This window comes from Streptomyces sp. NPDC032940 (genome assembly GCF_040636935.1).
In the GTDB taxonomy this organism is placed as follows: Bacteria; Actinomycetota; Actinomycetes; order Streptomycetales; family Streptomycetaceae; genus Streptomyces.
The window spans coordinates 158,120-172,843 of record NZ_JBEZVJ010000001.1 but is presented as its reverse complement, the minus strand read 5'-3'; the positions used below and the strand labels follow the sequence as shown (position 1 = coordinate 172,843).

13 protein-coding genes are annotated in these 14,724 nt (G+C 69.6%); 12 read left to right on the top strand and 1 reads right to left on the bottom strand.

Annotation, left to right across the window (positions count from 1 at the left end):
- Nucleotides 1-70: 70 nt before the first annotated feature.
- The gene (locus tag AB0E77_RS00770; protein WP_361563577.1) at nucleotides 71-559 is read left to right on the top strand and encodes an ATP-binding protein; all 489 of its coding nucleotides are present in this window, start codon (nucleotides 71-73) and stop codon (nucleotides 557-559) included.
- A 64-nt stretch (nucleotides 560-623) separates the two neighbouring features.
- Here the strand turns inward: AB0E77_RS00770 and AB0E77_RS00765 are convergent, their stop codons facing one another.
- Nucleotides 624-2,303, bottom strand: coding sequence for a glycoside hydrolase family 18 protein (locus AB0E77_RS00765; RefSeq protein WP_361563574.1), 1,680 nt, complete (start codon nucleotides 2,301-2,303; stop codon nucleotides 624-626).
- A gap of 265 nt (nucleotides 2,304-2,568) precedes the next feature.
- Between AB0E77_RS00765 and AB0E77_RS00760 the strand changes: the two genes are divergently transcribed.
- The 11 genes from AB0E77_RS00760 (at nucleotide 2,569) to AB0E77_RS00710 (ending at nucleotide 14,724) form a co-directional block, all read left to right on the top strand.
- The gene (locus AB0E77_RS00760; protein WP_361563571.1) at nucleotides 2,569-3,111 is read left to right on the top strand and encodes a hypothetical protein; all 543 of its coding nucleotides are present in this window, start codon (nucleotides 2,569-2,571) and stop codon (nucleotides 3,109-3,111) included.
- Entirely contained in the window at nucleotides 3,108-3,815 is a 708-nt protein-coding gene (locus AB0E77_RS00755) for a hypothetical protein (protein ID WP_361563568.1), read from the top strand. The genes AB0E77_RS00760 and AB0E77_RS00755 overlap by 4 nt, the downstream gene beginning before the upstream one ends.
- Nucleotides 3,815-8,503 carry a putative T7SS-secreted protein gene (locus AB0E77_RS00750; protein WP_361563565.1) on the top strand — a complete coding sequence of 1,563 codons (4,689 nt, stop codon included), beginning with the start codon at nucleotides 3,815-3,817 and terminating at the stop codon, nucleotides 8,501-8,503. Before AB0E77_RS00755 ends, AB0E77_RS00750 begins: the two co-directional genes overlap by 1 nt.
- A gap of 328 nt (nucleotides 8,504-8,831) precedes the next feature.
- A complete protein-coding gene (locus tag AB0E77_RS00745) occupies nucleotides 8,832-9,299 on the top strand; it encodes a DUF1266 domain-containing protein (RefSeq protein ID WP_361564401.1) in 468 nt (155 codons plus the stop codon).
- Nucleotides 9,300-9,454: 155 nt separating this feature from the next.
- Complete coding sequence (locus AB0E77_RS00740) at nucleotides 9,455-10,399, top strand: hypothetical protein (protein ID WP_361563562.1); 945 nt, start codon at nucleotides 9,455-9,457, stop codon at nucleotides 10,397-10,399.
- Nucleotides 10,400-10,476: 77 nt separating this feature from the next.
- Nucleotides 10,477-11,184, top strand: a complete 708-nt coding sequence (cpaB, locus tag AB0E77_RS00735) for a Flp pilus assembly protein CpaB (protein WP_361563560.1) — start codon at nucleotides 10,477-10,479, stop codon at nucleotides 11,182-11,184.
- A 9-nt stretch (nucleotides 11,185-11,193) separates the two neighbouring features.
- The gene (locus tag AB0E77_RS00730) at nucleotides 11,194-12,447 is read left to right on the top strand and encodes an AAA family ATPase (protein WP_361563557.1); all 1,254 of its coding nucleotides are present in this window, start codon (nucleotides 11,194-11,196) and stop codon (nucleotides 12,445-12,447) included.
- Between the two features lie 86 nt (nucleotides 12,448-12,533).
- The gene (locus AB0E77_RS00725; RefSeq protein ID WP_361564399.1) at nucleotides 12,534-12,869 is read left to right on the top strand and encodes a pilus assembly protein; all 336 of its coding nucleotides are present in this window, start codon (nucleotides 12,534-12,536) and stop codon (nucleotides 12,867-12,869) included.
- Nucleotide 12,870: 1 nt separating this feature from the next.
- A complete protein-coding gene (locus AB0E77_RS00720) occupies nucleotides 12,871-13,248 on the top strand; it encodes a TadE/TadG family type IV pilus assembly protein (protein ID WP_361563554.1) in 378 nt (125 codons plus the stop codon).
- Between the two features lie 19 nt (nucleotides 13,249-13,267).
- Complete coding sequence (locus tag AB0E77_RS00715; RefSeq protein WP_361563552.1) at nucleotides 13,268-13,390, top strand: hypothetical protein; 123 nt, start codon at nucleotides 13,268-13,270, stop codon at nucleotides 13,388-13,390.
- On the top strand, nucleotides 13,387-14,724 hold the full coding sequence (locus AB0E77_RS00710) for a CpaF family protein (RefSeq protein ID WP_361563549.1): 1,338 nt from the start codon (nucleotides 13,387-13,389) through the stop codon (nucleotides 14,722-14,724). Before AB0E77_RS00715 ends, AB0E77_RS00710 begins: the two co-directional genes overlap by 4 nt.

Sequence of the window (14,724 nt, the reverse complement as noted above, 5' to 3'; positions counted from 1 at the left end):
CGCGCGACGTTGCTGCGCGCGACGGAGCCACCGACGGCCGGTCCGACACCCGCTCACCTCCGGAGGAACCATGCCGGCGACGCGTTGCCCGCTCGCTCCCACCTACCCGGCGGACCCCACGCCGCCCACCCCTGAAACCCTGGTCTACAGCTTCACGCTCCCCGCGGCCCTGGCCAGCCCCGCGCTGGCGCGGGCGGCGTCGCGGGAGGCGCTGGCGGTACACGGCCTGTCGGACATGCTGGACCCGGCGCTCCAGGCGGTGGGCGAACTGACGGCGGTGGCCTGCCAGTTCACGGAGTCAGAGGACTTCTACCTGACCCTGCGCTACCGCTTCTCGGCCCTCCGGGTGATCGCGTACGACAGCCACCCGCGCCACACGAGCCCGCACCTGGCCACGGCCTGCGACACGCGCCGCCGTGCGGCCCTCCGCGTCCTGGCGTGCGTGAGCCGGGCCTGCGACGGGACGTGGGGTTTCGGCGAGGCGCGGGAGCCGGGAGGAGGCACGCGTATGTGGGTGACGCTGCCGAGGGCCGGTGCGGCGGCGTACGGGGCGCCTTGACGGCGGAGACGACGCCGCCCCCGCCCACGGCATCGTGGGCAGGGGCGGTTCGCGGAACCGTGCGTTACGGCAGGGCGTGCACGTGGGCGCCCACCGCGTTGGACCAGGCGTTGCCGGCCGTGGCGTCCCAGTTGGTGGACCAGGTCATGGCGCCCCGCAGGGTCGGGTACGTCTTGGACGGCTTGAAGGTGCCGCAGTTGGTGCCCTTGGTCAGGCAGTCGAGGGCGTTGTTCACGATGCTCGGCGACACGTAGCCGCCGCCGGCGGCGCGGGTGGAGGCGGGCAGGCCCAGGCCCACCTGGGACGGGTCGAGACCGCCCTCCAGCTGGATGCAGGCCAGGGCGGTGAGGAAGTCGACGGTGCCCTGGGAGTACACCTTGCCGTCGCAGCCCAGCATGGAACCGCTGTTGTAGTACTGCATGTTGACGACGGTGAGGATGTCCTTCACGTTCAGTGCCGTCTTGAAGTACCCGCCGGACGTGGACTGCATGTCGATGGTCTGCGGCGCCATGGTGAGGACCATGTCGGGACCGGCCTTGGCGGACAGGGCGCGCAGTGCCTGCGTCATGTACGTCGGGTTGAGCCCGTTCTCCAGGTCGATGTCGACGCCGTCGAAGCCGTACGTCTGCATCAGGGAGTAGACGGAGTTGGCGAAGTTGGTCGCGGAGGCGGAGTCGTTCACCGAGACGGTGCCCTTCTCGCCGCCGATGGAGATGATGACCTTCTTGCCGGCCGCCTGCTTGGCGCGGACGTCGGCCTTGAACTGGTCGACGGTGTAGCCGTTCAGCCCGGCGGTGTCCAGGTTGAAGGTGACGGCGCCGGGCGTGGCCGTGGCGTCGGCGAAGGACACGGCGATGATGTCGTACTGTGCGGAGACGTCGGAGATCTTCTGGACGGTGGCGCCGTTGTTGAAGTTCTGCCAGTAACCGGTGACGGCGTGCTTCGGCACGTCACCGCCACCGCCTCCGCCGCCGGTCTCCGCCGTACGGGCGTTCACGGCCGCCGACTTGGCGGACTCACCGGCCGCATTGGTGGCGGTGACCTGGAAGGAGTACGACGTCGAGGCCGCGAGACCGGTCACGGTCGCCGAGGTGCCGGTCACGGCCGTCACCTTCGTGCCGTCGCGGTAGATGCTGTAGCCGGTGGCGCCGGAGACGGCGTTCCAGGCGAGGGAGGCGGAGGAGGAGGTCGTCCCGGTGACGCTCAGCCCGGCCGGGGTGGCCGGAACGGTCGGCTCGGGCTCCTGACCGCCGCCCCCGTCGGGGCCGTACACGGACACGTCGTCGACGTAGTACGCGGACTGCCCGTACCAGCCGTGCGTGTACACGGAGACGGAGGTCGTCGAGGCGCCGGTCGTGAAGCTCGTCGACAGCTGCTTCCAGGAGGGCGCGTCCGCGGTCCAGGTCGACACGTCGGTCGTCCCGGTGCCGGTGACGCCCAGGTAGGAGTACCCGCCCTGGACCCACGCGCTGAGCGTGTACGTCGAGTTGGGCTGCACCTTGACCGTCTGCGCGCACCGGGCGTTGTCCTGCCCGGCGGGCGTCGCCTTGAGGGCGGCGGTACCGGAGTGCGCGGGGGAGGCGACGGCCGTCCCGCTGTTCGCGGAGCAGGTCCAGTTGCTCAGACCGGCCTCGAAACCGGCGTTCTTCGCGTTGTTGACGTCCGCGGCGGACGCCTGGCCGACGGCACTGACGGTGAGCGCCAGAGCGGCGGCCACGGTACCGGCCGCGGACACGGCCCGCATCCGTCGTTGTCCGCGCCGTCTGTGTACGGGCTCCACTGGGGCCTCCGGTGGGGAGTGGGGAGGAAGGGGGAACTCACGAACGAACTGACTACGGTGGCCACCGCGTTGACGTACAAGGTGGTCCAGACCAATTGAGGGTGTCAAGAGGTAGGTACGGACCAAGTCGACGTCTGGGCGCGGGCGATGGCCGAAGACCGCCCTTCCCGGCCTCGCCGCGATGTGTCCACGTTGCAGTCAGCAAAGTGGCAATGTGATGCTCTCGGACATGGCCAATGACGGGGGAGCCAACGGGACGACCGGCAGTGGACAGCGGTCCCGCCTGGCCGACTACGCGGAGGCGGCACGCACCGGGACGCCACCGGCCACGGAGACGGTGAACACGACGGCGCCGGACGACGTATCGCCTGCTGAGGGCCCTCCGGAAGACAGTGCGAGCGTGACCGCGGCACGCCGTGAGTTCGCCGCCCTGGTCGGGGAGTTCCGGCGGACGGCGGTTCTCGTCCCGCTCGACGAGGACGACGTACCGCTGACGGGCGACCACGGCGGGGTGCGCTGGATCTACACCTTCACCGACGAGGAGGCCCTCGCCCGATTCGCGATGGCGAGGGGACAACAGAGCCGCGAGTGGGCCTATCGGCGGGTCCTGGGCGCACGGTTGCTGGACGTCGGCGTACCCGCGGTCGGGGTCCCGTGCGGGGTGGCCGTGGACGTCGGGAGCGACGAGGCGGTACTGCTGCCCCCGGTCCTGGGGGTCGTTCCGGAGGACGTGGCGGTGGACGCCGACGGGGGCGGGGAGGAGCTGCGATGACCGGCACCGACGGCAAGGACCTGCAGGCCGAGGGCCTGGACCTGATCACCCAGGGGATCACCCTCACGCTCGAGGAACTCCGCGAGCTCGGCATGGTGGGGCAGGCCGGAGCGGGACGGGGCTTTTCCGACATCGCCCTCTCCGGCCTGGTGGTCGGACACGAGGGCCTGACGTCCGCGTTCACGTCGTTCTGCGAGCGCTGGGAGTGGGGCGTGCGCGCTCTGGTGGCCGAGGGCAACGACTTCGCGGCCGGAGTGGGGCTCGCGGCCGGGACGCTGTACGAGACCGACCAGTACGTGGAGGGCACGCTCAAGATCGCGACAAACTCCCTGGTGGGCAATCCGTACGCGACCGAGGAGGAGATAACCGGGAAGAGCTGGTCCCAGCTGGGCGACGACACCGTCGACGCCTACCTCCATCCGGACTACAGCAAGGAGTCGTTCGAGCAGGCCTGGGCGAACAGCAAGCAAGGGTGGATGGATGCCGGGCGGGACGTCATGACCTCGAACGCGCCGATGCTGCCCGGGTTGAGCCCTGAAGAGCTGCGCCACCGGGCCGGGATCAGCGACGAGCAGTACGAGAAGGCGTTGGACGACACCTTCGGACCGTCACCGGAGGAGCGCGCCCAGGCGGCGGCCCCGCCACCGCAGCCGGAGCAGACCCAGCGGCACTGGCAGGAGCGTCAGGGCGGGAGCGCCGGCTGATGGGAGTGGGAGACCTCGTCAACTCCGGCCTCGGAGCGCTGGAAGACGGCTTCGACGCCGGTAAGAAGATCGTCGGGGAGGGCATCGACAAGGGCTCCGACCTGCTCGGCGCTGGTCTGGAGAAGGTCGGTGCCGAGGGCTGGGCGGACAAGGTCGAGGACCTCGGCGACGAGTGGGCCTCCGACCTCGGCGCGACCCCGGGCGAGCAGCAGCTCGGACAGACCGATCAGGCCGATGAACTGATCCACGGCAACCCGGAGACGATCCGGTCCAGCGCGAAGCACCTCAAGGACTTCCACACGGCCTTCGACAAGGTCGGCGACGGGATGCGCAAGCTGGACTCCTCGCAGTGGAAGGGTGAGGCGGCGGACACCTTCCGCAAGAACTTCGCCATGCATCCCACCAAGTGGCTGCACGCGGCGGACGCCTGCGACAAGGCGGCCAAGGCCCTGGAGTCCTACGCCGACACGGTCAAGTGGGCCCAGGGACAGGCGAAGGAAGCCGTCGAGCTGTACGAGAAGGGGCAGAAGGCCTCCAAAGAGGCCGTGGAGGCGTACAACAAGCGCGTCGACGCCTACAACTCCGCCATCAAGGCGAATGAGGACCCGGGCCCGCGCCCGGAGCCCTTCAAGGACCCCGGTGCCGCTGACATCAAACGCGCCCACGAGATCCTGTCCGAGGCCCGTCGGCAGCGCAACGAGGCGGGCGGTACGGCAGCCTCCTCCGTCCACGCCGCCCTGGCACACGCCCCGGCCGAGCCACCGCCGCTGGACCGGCTCGAGGCGAACGTCGTCGACGGAGCCCAGTCGGCCGCCACGGAACTCACCCACGTCGTCGGCGGCGTGGTCAAGGGCGGAGCCGGCCTGCTCAACTTCGTCCGCGGACTGAACCCGCTCGACCTGTACAACATCACCCACCCCGCCCAGTACCTGCAGAACGTCAGCATGACCCTGTCCGGCCTGGTCTCCACCGTCGCGCAGCCGGAACGGACGCTGAAGTCGGCGTGGGAGGGGTTCAAACAGGACCCCTCCGAGGGCGTCGGACGCCTGATACCGGAACTGGTCGGCACCAAGGGCCTGGGCCTGGCTCGCGGGGGACTGCGGGCGGCGGCGAAGGAGGGGGCGGAGCAGGCCGGGCGAGGATCTGCCCGTGGGCTTACCGAAAGCAAGGCCGACGACGTCTCGCGGCGGCCGAGCGAGAAGGTGTGCGAACGCGACCCGGTGGACGTCGCGACCGGGCGGATGGTCCTGCCTCAGACGGACGTCTCACTGCCGGGACAACTGCCGTTGATCCTGCGACGCACCTTCGAGTCCTCCTACCGTCTCGGAGGCTGGTTCGGCCCCTCCTGGTCCTCGACGCTCGACCAGCGGCTGGAGGTCGACGCACAGGGCGTCGTCTTCGTCGGCGAGGACGGCATGGTCCTCAGCTATCCGCATCCGGCACCCGGTCTGCCCACTCTGCCCAGCCATGGCGCGCGCTGGCCGCTCGAACGGCAGGAAGACGGCTATACGCTCACGGATCCGGAGTCGGCCCGGACTCTGCATTTCACCGATCGCGACGACGGCGTGTGCCCGCTGGAACAGATCGACGATCGTCAAGGCAACTGGATCACCATCGAGTACTCGGTGGACGGCGCTCCGCGGGCCATGGTCCACAGTGGCGGGTTCCGTCTGTCGCTCACGACGGAGAGTGATCGGATCACCGCACTGCTCATGTCTGGCGCTGCACCGGACGGGAGCGCCGGGGAGCTGCTCCGATACGGATACACCGACGGTCACCTCACCGAGGTGACCAATTCCTCAGGTCGGCCCATGCAGTTCGGCTATGACGAGCGTGGGCGCATCACCTCGTGGACGGATACGAACGAGAGTCGGTTCACCTACGTCTACGACGACGAGGATCGCTGCATCCACCAAACGGGCGCTGCCGGGCACCAGCGGTCGACCTTCGAGTACGGACTTGCCGACGAGGCGACCGGCCTGCGCGCGACCACCGTCACCGACTCGCTCGGATCCAGTACCCGGTACCTCGTCAATGAGCGGCACCAGGTGGTGGCCGAGACAGACCCGCTGGGCGCGATCACCCGCTACGAACGTGACCGCTACAACCGCCTGCTGTCGCAGACCGACCCGTTGGGCCACACCACGTCGTTCCGCTACGACGACGCCGGCAACCTGACCGGGGTCACCCGCCCCGACGGCCGGGAGACGAGAGCCGAGTACAACGAGCTGCGCCTGCCGGTGAAGGTGGTGAACCCGGACGGCACGGCCTGGCGTCAGACGTACGACGACCGAGGCAACCGCACATCGGTCACCGACCCCGCCGGCAACACCAGCACCTTCACGTACGACGAGGCCGGTCACCTGACGTCGGCGACCGATCCGCAAGGCAACGTCACCACGGTCCGCTGCGACCGCGGGGGCCTGCCGATATCGGTCACGGACCCGCTGGGCGCGGTCACGACCTACGAACGCGACGCACTGGGCCGCCCGGTCGCCGTGACGGACCCGACGGGCGCGGTGACCCGGCTGGACTGGTCCCTGGAAGGCCACCTGGTGCGCCGCACCGCCCCAGACGGCACAACGGAGTCCTGGACCTACGACGGCGAGGGCAACAACACCAGCCACACCGACCCGCTGGGCGGCGTGACCCGCTACGAGTACACGCACTTCGACCTGCTCACGGCCCGAACGGGCCCGGACGGCGTCCGCTACGAGTTCGAGCACGACACGGAACTGCGCCTCACGAAGGTCACCAACCCGCAGGGTCTGACGTGGACGTACGAATACGACCCGGCCGGACGCCTCGTCAGGGAGACGGACTTCGACGCTCGCACCCTCGCCTACATCCACGACCCGGCGGGCCGGCTGACCTCGCGCACGGACGCCTTGGGCCAGACGATCCGCTTCGAGCACAACGACCTGGGCCAGGTGACCCGCAAGGATGCCGAGGGACGGGTCACGGCCTACGCGTACGACTTCACCGACAGCCTCGCCCACGCCACGGGCCCGGACGGTTCGACTCTGACGATCCTGCGGGACCGCTACGGCAGGGTGCGTGAGGAGACGGTCGACGGCCGCACGCTGACCTACGCGTACGACGAACTGGGCCGTCGCACCGGCCGTACGACTCCGACCGGCGCGACGACGACCTGGTCGTTCGACGCGGCGGGCCGCAGGACGGACCTGGTGGCCTCGGGCCGCCCGATCGACGTCACGTACGACGAGGCGGGCCGCGAGCTGTCCCGCCGCATCGGCGAGACGGTCACGCTGGACCACACCTTCGACGCCCTGGGCCGCCTGACGACGCAGTCGGTCACGGGTGCGGGTGGCCGCAGGGTCCAGCACCGCACGTACACCTACCGTGCAGACGGCAACCTGATCGGCATCGACGACCAGCTCACGGGGCACCGACGTTTCGACCTGGACGCGACGGGCCGGGTCACAGCGGTCCACGCGGCCGGCTGGACGGAGACGTACGCCTACGACGCGGCCGGCAACCAGACGCACGCCGAGTGGCCGCCGTCCCACCCGGGCACCGAGGCCACCGGTGAACGTGCGTACACGGGTACCCGCATCACCCGCGCCGGCCGGGTCCGCTACGAACACGACGCCGTGGGCCGCATCACCCTGCGGCAGAAGACGAACCTCTCCCGGAAGCCCGACACCTGGCGCTACGAATGGGACGTGGAGGACCGCCTGACAGCGGTCACCACCCCGGACGGCACCCGCTGGCGCTACGCCTACGATCCGCTCGGCCGCCGCACGGCGAAACTCCGCCTCGCAGAGGACGGCGAGACGGTCGTGGAACGGGTGGGCTTCACCTGGGACGGCACAACCCTGTGCGAACAGACCACGACCTCACCGGACCTGCCCCACCCGGTCGCCGTGACCTGGGACCACCAGGGACTGCGCCCCCTCGCCCAATCGGAACGCATCCTCACCGGCGAAGCCACGCAGACGGAGATCGACAGCCGCTTTTTCGCCATCGTCACCGACCTGGTCGGCACCCCGAGTGAACTGATCGACGAGCGGGGCGAGATCGCCTGGCGAACCCGGAGCACCTTGTGGGGCACGACAGCCTGGGCGACGAACAGCACGACGTATACACCCCTGCGCTTCCCGGGCCAGTACTACGACCCGGAAACGGGCCTGCACTACAACTACTTCCGCCACTATGACCCGGAAACCGCCCGATATATCACCAGCGATCCCCTCGGACTTAAACCTGCGCTCAACCCGGCAACTTACGTTCGTAATCCGCATGGGTGGACCGACTCCCTGGGGCTTGCTCCAGATGCCTGCCCCAACCAGGTAGCTTTGGGCATCCGCGACCCCCACGGTAACGGCGGAGACGCGTTGCGTAATTTTGCGAACGAAAACGGCTATACGCACTACCTCGATAACTGGACAGATTTCGAGAGCCAAGTGAGAGCCGCGGCCCACAATCCGGATATTCATCTACACATCGTCATGGATGGATTTTCTGGAGGTACATCTGCGGAGAGATATATGAACGCGTATCGTGCCGGTATGGGTGACAACTGGTATGCGACAGAGCGTGAAATGTACCACGTAGGGAAGGCGGTGCGTGTTGGTGACCGAACGTGGGATAGCATCACTTTCTATGAAGACGGGAAGGTCGTGCAAATACCAGAGCCGACCACTTGGCCAATGCCTGGGAGTTGAAAATGCGAAATGTCGCTGAATGGGGCCGAAACTTTCAGGTTTGGCAGTATTCCGTAACGCACTCGGTTCTTCTTCTGAGGAGTTACCGTCCGCAGTTGTACGAGACTCGCGTCGATATCGTTTTTCCTGCTGTGACTTTGATGCACCTTCAACCTTCCTATGCAGGTCTGCATGTCGCCGCGCTCGAGAGTGACGAGGCCGCTGAATTTTTGCAGCAACGCTTGGCTGCACCTTCTCGGGGGACCCTCTTCCTTTTGAATGACGGCGAGGGTTACGTTCAGGCCGCGGACTGCCAGTGGCATGAAGACGAAGGAGACCATCACACGCCATCGAGATTCGGTCCTCTGAGAGGCACCATCTAGCACTCATCGGGCAGGTCCCTGACGCGTGCTCGCTTACCTGGGGTTGGAGAAGAAGAGGCCTGGCGGGTTTCTATTGCATCGGGCGCATCAGCCGTTACTGTGCCCGCATGCGGGCCGACGGGGTGCTCGACGAGAACCGGTACGTGACGTCCGTCGACGCCTGGGACCTGGGGCGCGCGTCGAAGATGGCGCGATGGGGGCTCGGGGCCCGGTTCGGCACCCTGCAGGAAGCCGAGGCCGCCGTCGTCCAGGCGGGGCGGGCCGCGGCCCTCGCCTACCGGTCCTGGCAGGACTTCTCCGCCGGCTACATCCTCGGCCGCTGTCTGCACTTCGACGAGGAGGACTTCGGCAGCTGGTACACCGACATGGTCGACGCCCACCGCATCCTGATGACCGACCCCGGCAGTCCCTGGCTCAACATCCCCTTCCGGTGAGAGGGAGGCGCGGATTGTTCAACCTGCCCCGTTTTGCCGCCTCTTGTGCCCCGTAAGTTCCTCTTGAGGTACAGAAACGCTGTTCTCCGGTCACATCCGCGTGGTTACAGTGCTCACGTAGTCACGCAGTGAAGTCGTCCGGGTGGGTCGGAGTGATGCCGGCCGGTCCAGGGGCATGGGGAGACGGGGAGCCGCGCGTGCCAACTGCGATTGCCGTGACCGGTGCCGGCATGGCGCTGCCGCCGCAGGACGAACGGACCATGCCCGCGGTCGTGCTCCAGGACGTCGACCAGCGCCCCCTGGAGCAGGCGGTGGGCGAGATGCAGGCGTTGGTCGAGCAGCACGGGCATGTGATCGTGGTGTCCCCGCGAGGCGTCTCCCCCGGCGTGGAGCGACGGCTGCACACCGTGCGGGCCCTGCTGGAGACCGACCGGATCGCCCTGTTCCGGCCCGCCCTGCCGCCCCTCGGACTCGCCGTACTCGCCCGCCAGTTACGGCAGCTCGCCTCCTGCGACCTCAGCCCCGGCGTCCTCGCCTCCGCCGGACGGCTGCTCACCCACTACATCCACGCCGGCGCGCTCCTCGGCTCCGTCGCCCGGCTCGACCGCGTCCCCGTGGGGCTCAAGTCGCACGCCAAGTCATGGGTCCCCGGCAGTCAGTTCGGTGTCGTCGCCCACCCTGAGCCGCAGTTGGTGCGGATCGGGCCCGGTGCGGACCTCGCCGGGCCCGAGTTCGGGACCTGGATGGTGCACGCCAAGGGGCAGCTCGCCTCCGACTGGGTCACCGGCACCCTCGCCCCCTCCTGGAAGGTCCAGGGGCTGCACGAGGCGCCGCTGCCCCAGGAGTCCCCCGGCTGGTGGGGGACCGGCAAGCTCACCGAGTTCTGCGCGTACCTGCCCGACCTGTCGGTCCTCTACCAGCTCGTCACCTCCGTACGGCAGAGCACCTGCCACTGGTGCGGCATCGACGTCATCGGCGACCGCTGCGTCTTCTGCGACGCCACACCACCCGTCGACGACGGCCACCCACCGGCCCGCCTCGGCCCCGGTACCGGTCCCCGCCGCGAACTCGCACGGCACAGACGCGCGCTCACCGGGTAGTCCGCCCCGTACGCGCGCCGCCTTCCCGCCCCTCCCGATCCGGCTCAACCGATTCCCCCAATGAGGTTGCACGGTCCATGAACTCCCGTCAGCGCCGCGGCATCATCCTGCTGATCCTGTCGGTCCTCTGCGCCCTCGGCGCCTTCGCCGGCGTGCTCTCCGTCATCAACGACGCGAAGTCCAAGGTCGGCCCCGAGGTCACCGCGTACCAGGTCAAGACGACCGTGGCGCCCTACACGCCGCTCAGCGCGGACCAGTTCGAGAAGATCGAGATGCCCGAGCGCTGGCTGTCGGAGAACGCCGTCACCGACCTCTCCCGGATCCGCGGCAAGATCGCCGTGACGACGCTGAAGGAGGGCTCGCTGCTCCAGAGCGACATGATCGTAGACCAGCCCGCCCTCCAGCCGGGACAGCAGGAGGTGGCCATCATGATCGACGCGGCCACCGGCGTCGCCGGCAAGATCACCCCGGGCGCCACCGTGAACGTGTACGCCACCTTCGAGGGGGAGCGCGAGGGCGCCCCCGACCTCTCCAAGATCATCGTCACGAACGCCAAGGTCATCGACGTCGGTGAACTCACCCCGCTCCAGCCCGGGGAGAAGAGCAGCGACCGTCGGACCACCGAAGCGGTCCCCATCACCTTCGCCCTGTCCACCCTCGACGCCCAGCGCATCACCTACGCCGAGTCGTTCGCCCAGCGGGTCCGGCTCGCGCTCGTGGCGCCGGGCGGCGACACCACGGTCCCGGACAAGGACCGTACGTACGAACTCGCGAAGGACAAGTGAGAGGCCCGCATGCCCACGAGGATCCTCCCGGCAGTCGGCGACGCGGACGCCGTACGGTCCATCACGACCCTGCTCAGCCAGCTCCCCGACGCCGAACCCGTCGCCCCGGTCACCGACTCCACCCAGCTGGTCGACACCCTCGCCCGGCTGGCCGCCGAGTCGGTCGACGAGCTGCCCGAGGTCGTCGTGGTGCACGAGCGGATCGGCCCCGTACCGGCGCTGGAGCTGATCCGCGAGGTCGCCCTGCGCTTCCCGGCCGTCGGCGTCATCCTCGTCACCTCCGACGCGAGCCCCGGCCTCTTCCAGGCCGCCATGGACTACGGCGCCCGCGGCCTGGTCGCCCTGCCGCTCGGCTACGAGGAACTCGCCAGCCGCGTCCAGGCGGTGGCCCAGTGGTCGGTGGGCGTACGCCGGCACCTCGGCAGCGGCGGCGACGTGTTCACCGGCGCCGGCGGCACCGTCGTCACGGTCAGCGGCGCCAAGGGCGGCGTCGGCGCGACCCTGACCGCCGTCCAACTCGCCCTCGCCGCTCAGGCGTCGGGCCGCGCGACCGCCCTGGTCGACCTGGACCTCCAGGCCGGGGACGTCGCCTCGTACCTGGACGTCCAGTTCCGCCGGTCCGTGGCCGACCTGGCCGCCATCAACGACATCTCGCCGCGCGTCCTGGCCGACGCCGTCTTCCGGCACGACACCGGCCTCGCCCTGCTGCTCGCCCCCGCCGAGGGCGAACGCGGCGAGGAGGTCACCGACCGCGCCGCACGCCAGGTCGTCAGCGCCCTGCGCTCCCGCTACGAGGTCGTCGTCATCGACTGCGGCGCCCAGCTCGGCGGGGCCGGCGCGGCGGCCGTGGAGATGGCCGACACGGCGCTGCTGGTCACCACGCCGGACGTGATCGCCGTGCGGGGCGCCAAGCGGGCGGTGCGGATGTGGGACCGGCTGCAGATCCGCAAGGCCGAGGAGACGACCGTCGTCGTCAACCGGCACACGCGCTCCGCGGAGATCCAGCCCGCGCTGGTCCGCAAGATCACCGGCACGGCCGTCGCGGCCACCACCGTCCCCGCGGGCTTCAAGGAGCTCCAGGGCGCCCTGGACTCCGGCCGCATCCACGAACTCGACAGCCGCAGCACCGTCAAACAGGCCCTGTGGGGCCTCGCCGGCGAACTGGGGCTGGCCAAGGCGGCCGGGGGCGACCGCAAGGGCGGCCGGTTCCGCAGCGACCGCGGCTCGGTGAGCCTCCGGCGCCGGAAGGACGGTGGGGGATGAGGACGTACGGCTTACCCCGCCGGCGCTCCGTGGCCCCGGGCGGCCGGTACGGCGACCGCGGTCAGGTCACCGTCGAGTTCCTCGGCATGACGCCGACCATCATCGTCACGCTGGTGGTGCTGTGGCAGCTCGTGCTCGTGGGATACACGTTCACCCTCGCGGGTAATGCTGCCGACGAGGCGGTACGCGCGGCGACGGCGGCCGGTCCGGGGGCGCGGCAGGGGGCCTGCCAGGACGCCGGCCGCGACAAGCTGCCGGGGGCCTGGGAAGGAGGCGCCGGTGTGGACTGCTCCACCGCGAACGGGTACGTCACGGCCGACGTACGGCTCGAGGTCCCCATCCTCTTCCCGGGCACCGTCGGCTTCCCCTTCACCGTGCACGGCCACGCGGGGGCCGTCGAGGAAGAGGAGGACGACGACTGACATGCCGTACTCCCACCGCAACGGACGGGGCCGTGACCGCGGCCAGGTCGCCATCGAGTACCTCGGCTTCCTGCCGATCCTGATCATCGTGGCCCTGGCCGCCGTACAACTGGGCCTCATCGCGTACGCGGCCCAGCAGGCCGGCACCGCGGCCCGCGCCGGGGCCCGGGGCGCCTCGCTCCAGGAGAGCGCCCAGGAGGCCTGCGCCACGGCGGTCAGCGACTGGCTGGCCGACGGCACCGACTGCCCGCCCTCGTACGCCGGGGACGAGGTGACGGTCACCGCCTCCGTCGACATCCCCTCCGTCGTCCCCGGCTGGGACTTCGGGGACGCCACCAGGACGGCGACCATGCCGCTCGACCACGCAGCGGACGAGTGACGGCATGGCCAGTGACGGCATGACCGGCGACGTGATGACCGGTGACGGCGTGACCACTGACGTGATGACCGGTGAGGGCGTGACCAGTGACGTGATGACCGGCGACCGCGTGAACGAGGAGCAAGGAGCACCGGACGCATGAGCCTGCGCGCACGCATCCACTCGCCCGACGAGCCCGGCAGCCGGGGCGAGGACGGACACCTCGTCGCCTCCTACCGGGCCAAGCTCCTGGAGGAGATCGACCTCGCCGAGATGAGCACGCTCGCGGCGGCCGAGCGCCGGGCCCGGCTGGAGCGCGTCCTCGGGCACATCATCAGCCGCGAGGGCCCGGTCCTGTCGACGGTCGAACGCTCCCAGCTGATCCGCCGCGTCGTGGACGAGGCCCTCGGCCTCGGCATCCTCGAACCCCTGCTGGAGGACGCCTCGATCACGGAGATCATGGTCAACGGACCGGACGCGATCTTCGTCGAGCGCGGCGGCCGGGTGGAACGGCTCCCGCTCCGCTTCGCCTCCGAGGACCAGCTGATGCAGACCATCGAGCGGATCGTCTCCACCGTCAACCGTCGCGTGGACGAGTCGAACCCGATGGTCGACGCCCGCCTGCCCTCCGGCGAGCGCGTCAACGTCATCATCCCGCCGTTGTCCCTGACCGGCGCCACCCTCACCATCCGCCGCTTCCCGCGCTCCTTCACCCTCCAGGAGCTGATCGGCCTCGGCTCGCTCGACGAGCACATGCTGTACCTGCTGGCCGGACTGGTGCAGGCCCGGTTCAACATCATCGTCTCCGGCGCCACGGGCACCGGCAAGACGACCCTCCTCAACGCCCTGTCCGGCCTGATCCCCGAGACCGAACGCATCATCACCATCGAGGACTCCGCCGAACTCCAGCTCCAGCAGGCCCACGTGATCCGCCTCGAGTCCCGCCCGCCCAACGTCGAGGGCAAGGGCCGGATCACCATCCGCGACCTGGTCCGCAACTCGCTGCGCATGCGCCCCGACCGCATCGTCGTCGGCGAGGTACGCGGCGGCGAGTCCCTGGACATGCTCCAGGCCATGTCCACCGGCCACGACGGCTCCCTCGCCACCGTCCACGCCAACAGCGCCGAGGACGCCCTGATGCGGCTCCAGACCCTCGCCTCCATGTCGGACGTCGAGATCCCCTTCGCGGCGCTGCACGACCAGATCAACAGCTCCGTCGACGTCATCGTCCAGCTCACCCGCTTCGCCGACGGCGCCCGCCGCATCACCGAGATCGCCCTGCTGGCCAGCCACGGCGGCGAGCCCTACCGCCTGGCCACGGTCGCCCGCTTCAACGCCCAGCCGATGTCGGCCGACGGCCGCATCTACGGCGCCTTCGAGTACCACCCCCTCCCGCGCCGCACCGCCGAACGCCTGTACATGGCGAGCCAGCCCATCCCGCAGGCCTTCGGCGTGGCCCACTCCGCAGCACAGCTCGCCACCCGAGAAGCCAGGTAG

What these genes read in the sequence shown, in the direction of transcription:
- AB0E77_RS00710 (WP_361563549.1), top strand. Translation starts at nt 13,387, where the DNA reads ATGAGCCTGCGCGCACGCATCCACTCGCCCGACGAGCCCGGCAGCCGG.
- cpaB (WP_361563560.1), top strand. Translation starts at nt 10,477, where the DNA reads ATGAACTCCCGTCAGCGCCGCGGCATCATCCTGCTGATCCTGTCGGTC.
- AB0E77_RS00770 (WP_361563577.1), top strand. Translation starts at nt 71, where the DNA reads ATGCCGGCGACGCGTTGCCCGCTCGCTCCCACCTACCCGGCGGACCCC.
- AB0E77_RS00755 (WP_361563568.1), top strand. Translation starts at nt 3,108, where the DNA reads ATGACCGGCACCGACGGCAAGGACCTGCAGGCCGAGGGCCTGGACCTG.
- AB0E77_RS00740 (WP_361563562.1), top strand. Translation starts at nt 9,455, where the DNA reads ATGCCGGCCGGTCCAGGGGCATGGGGAGACGGGGAGCCGCGCGTGCCA.
- AB0E77_RS00750 (WP_361563565.1), top strand. Translation starts at nt 3,815, where the DNA reads ATGGGAGTGGGAGACCTCGTCAACTCCGGCCTCGGAGCGCTGGAAGAC.
- AB0E77_RS00730 (WP_361563557.1), top strand. Translation starts at nt 11,194, where the DNA reads ATGCCCACGAGGATCCTCCCGGCAGTCGGCGACGCGGACGCCGTACGG.
- AB0E77_RS00725 (WP_361564399.1), top strand. Translation starts at nt 12,534, where the DNA reads ATGACGCCGACCATCATCGTCACGCTGGTGGTGCTGTGGCAGCTCGTG.
- AB0E77_RS00760 (WP_361563571.1), top strand. Translation starts at nt 2,569, where the DNA reads ATGGCCAATGACGGGGGAGCCAACGGGACGACCGGCAGTGGACAGCGG.
- AB0E77_RS00715 (WP_361563552.1), top strand. Translation starts at nt 13,268, where the DNA reads ATGACCGGCGACGTGATGACCGGTGACGGCGTGACCACTGACGTGATG.
- AB0E77_RS00765 (WP_361563574.1), bottom strand. Translation starts at nt 2,303, where the DNA reads ATGCGGGCCGTGTCCGCGGCCGGTACCGTGGCCGCCGCTCTGGCGCTC.
- AB0E77_RS00720 (WP_361563554.1), top strand. Translation starts at nt 12,871, where the DNA reads ATGCCGTACTCCCACCGCAACGGACGGGGCCGTGACCGCGGCCAGGTC.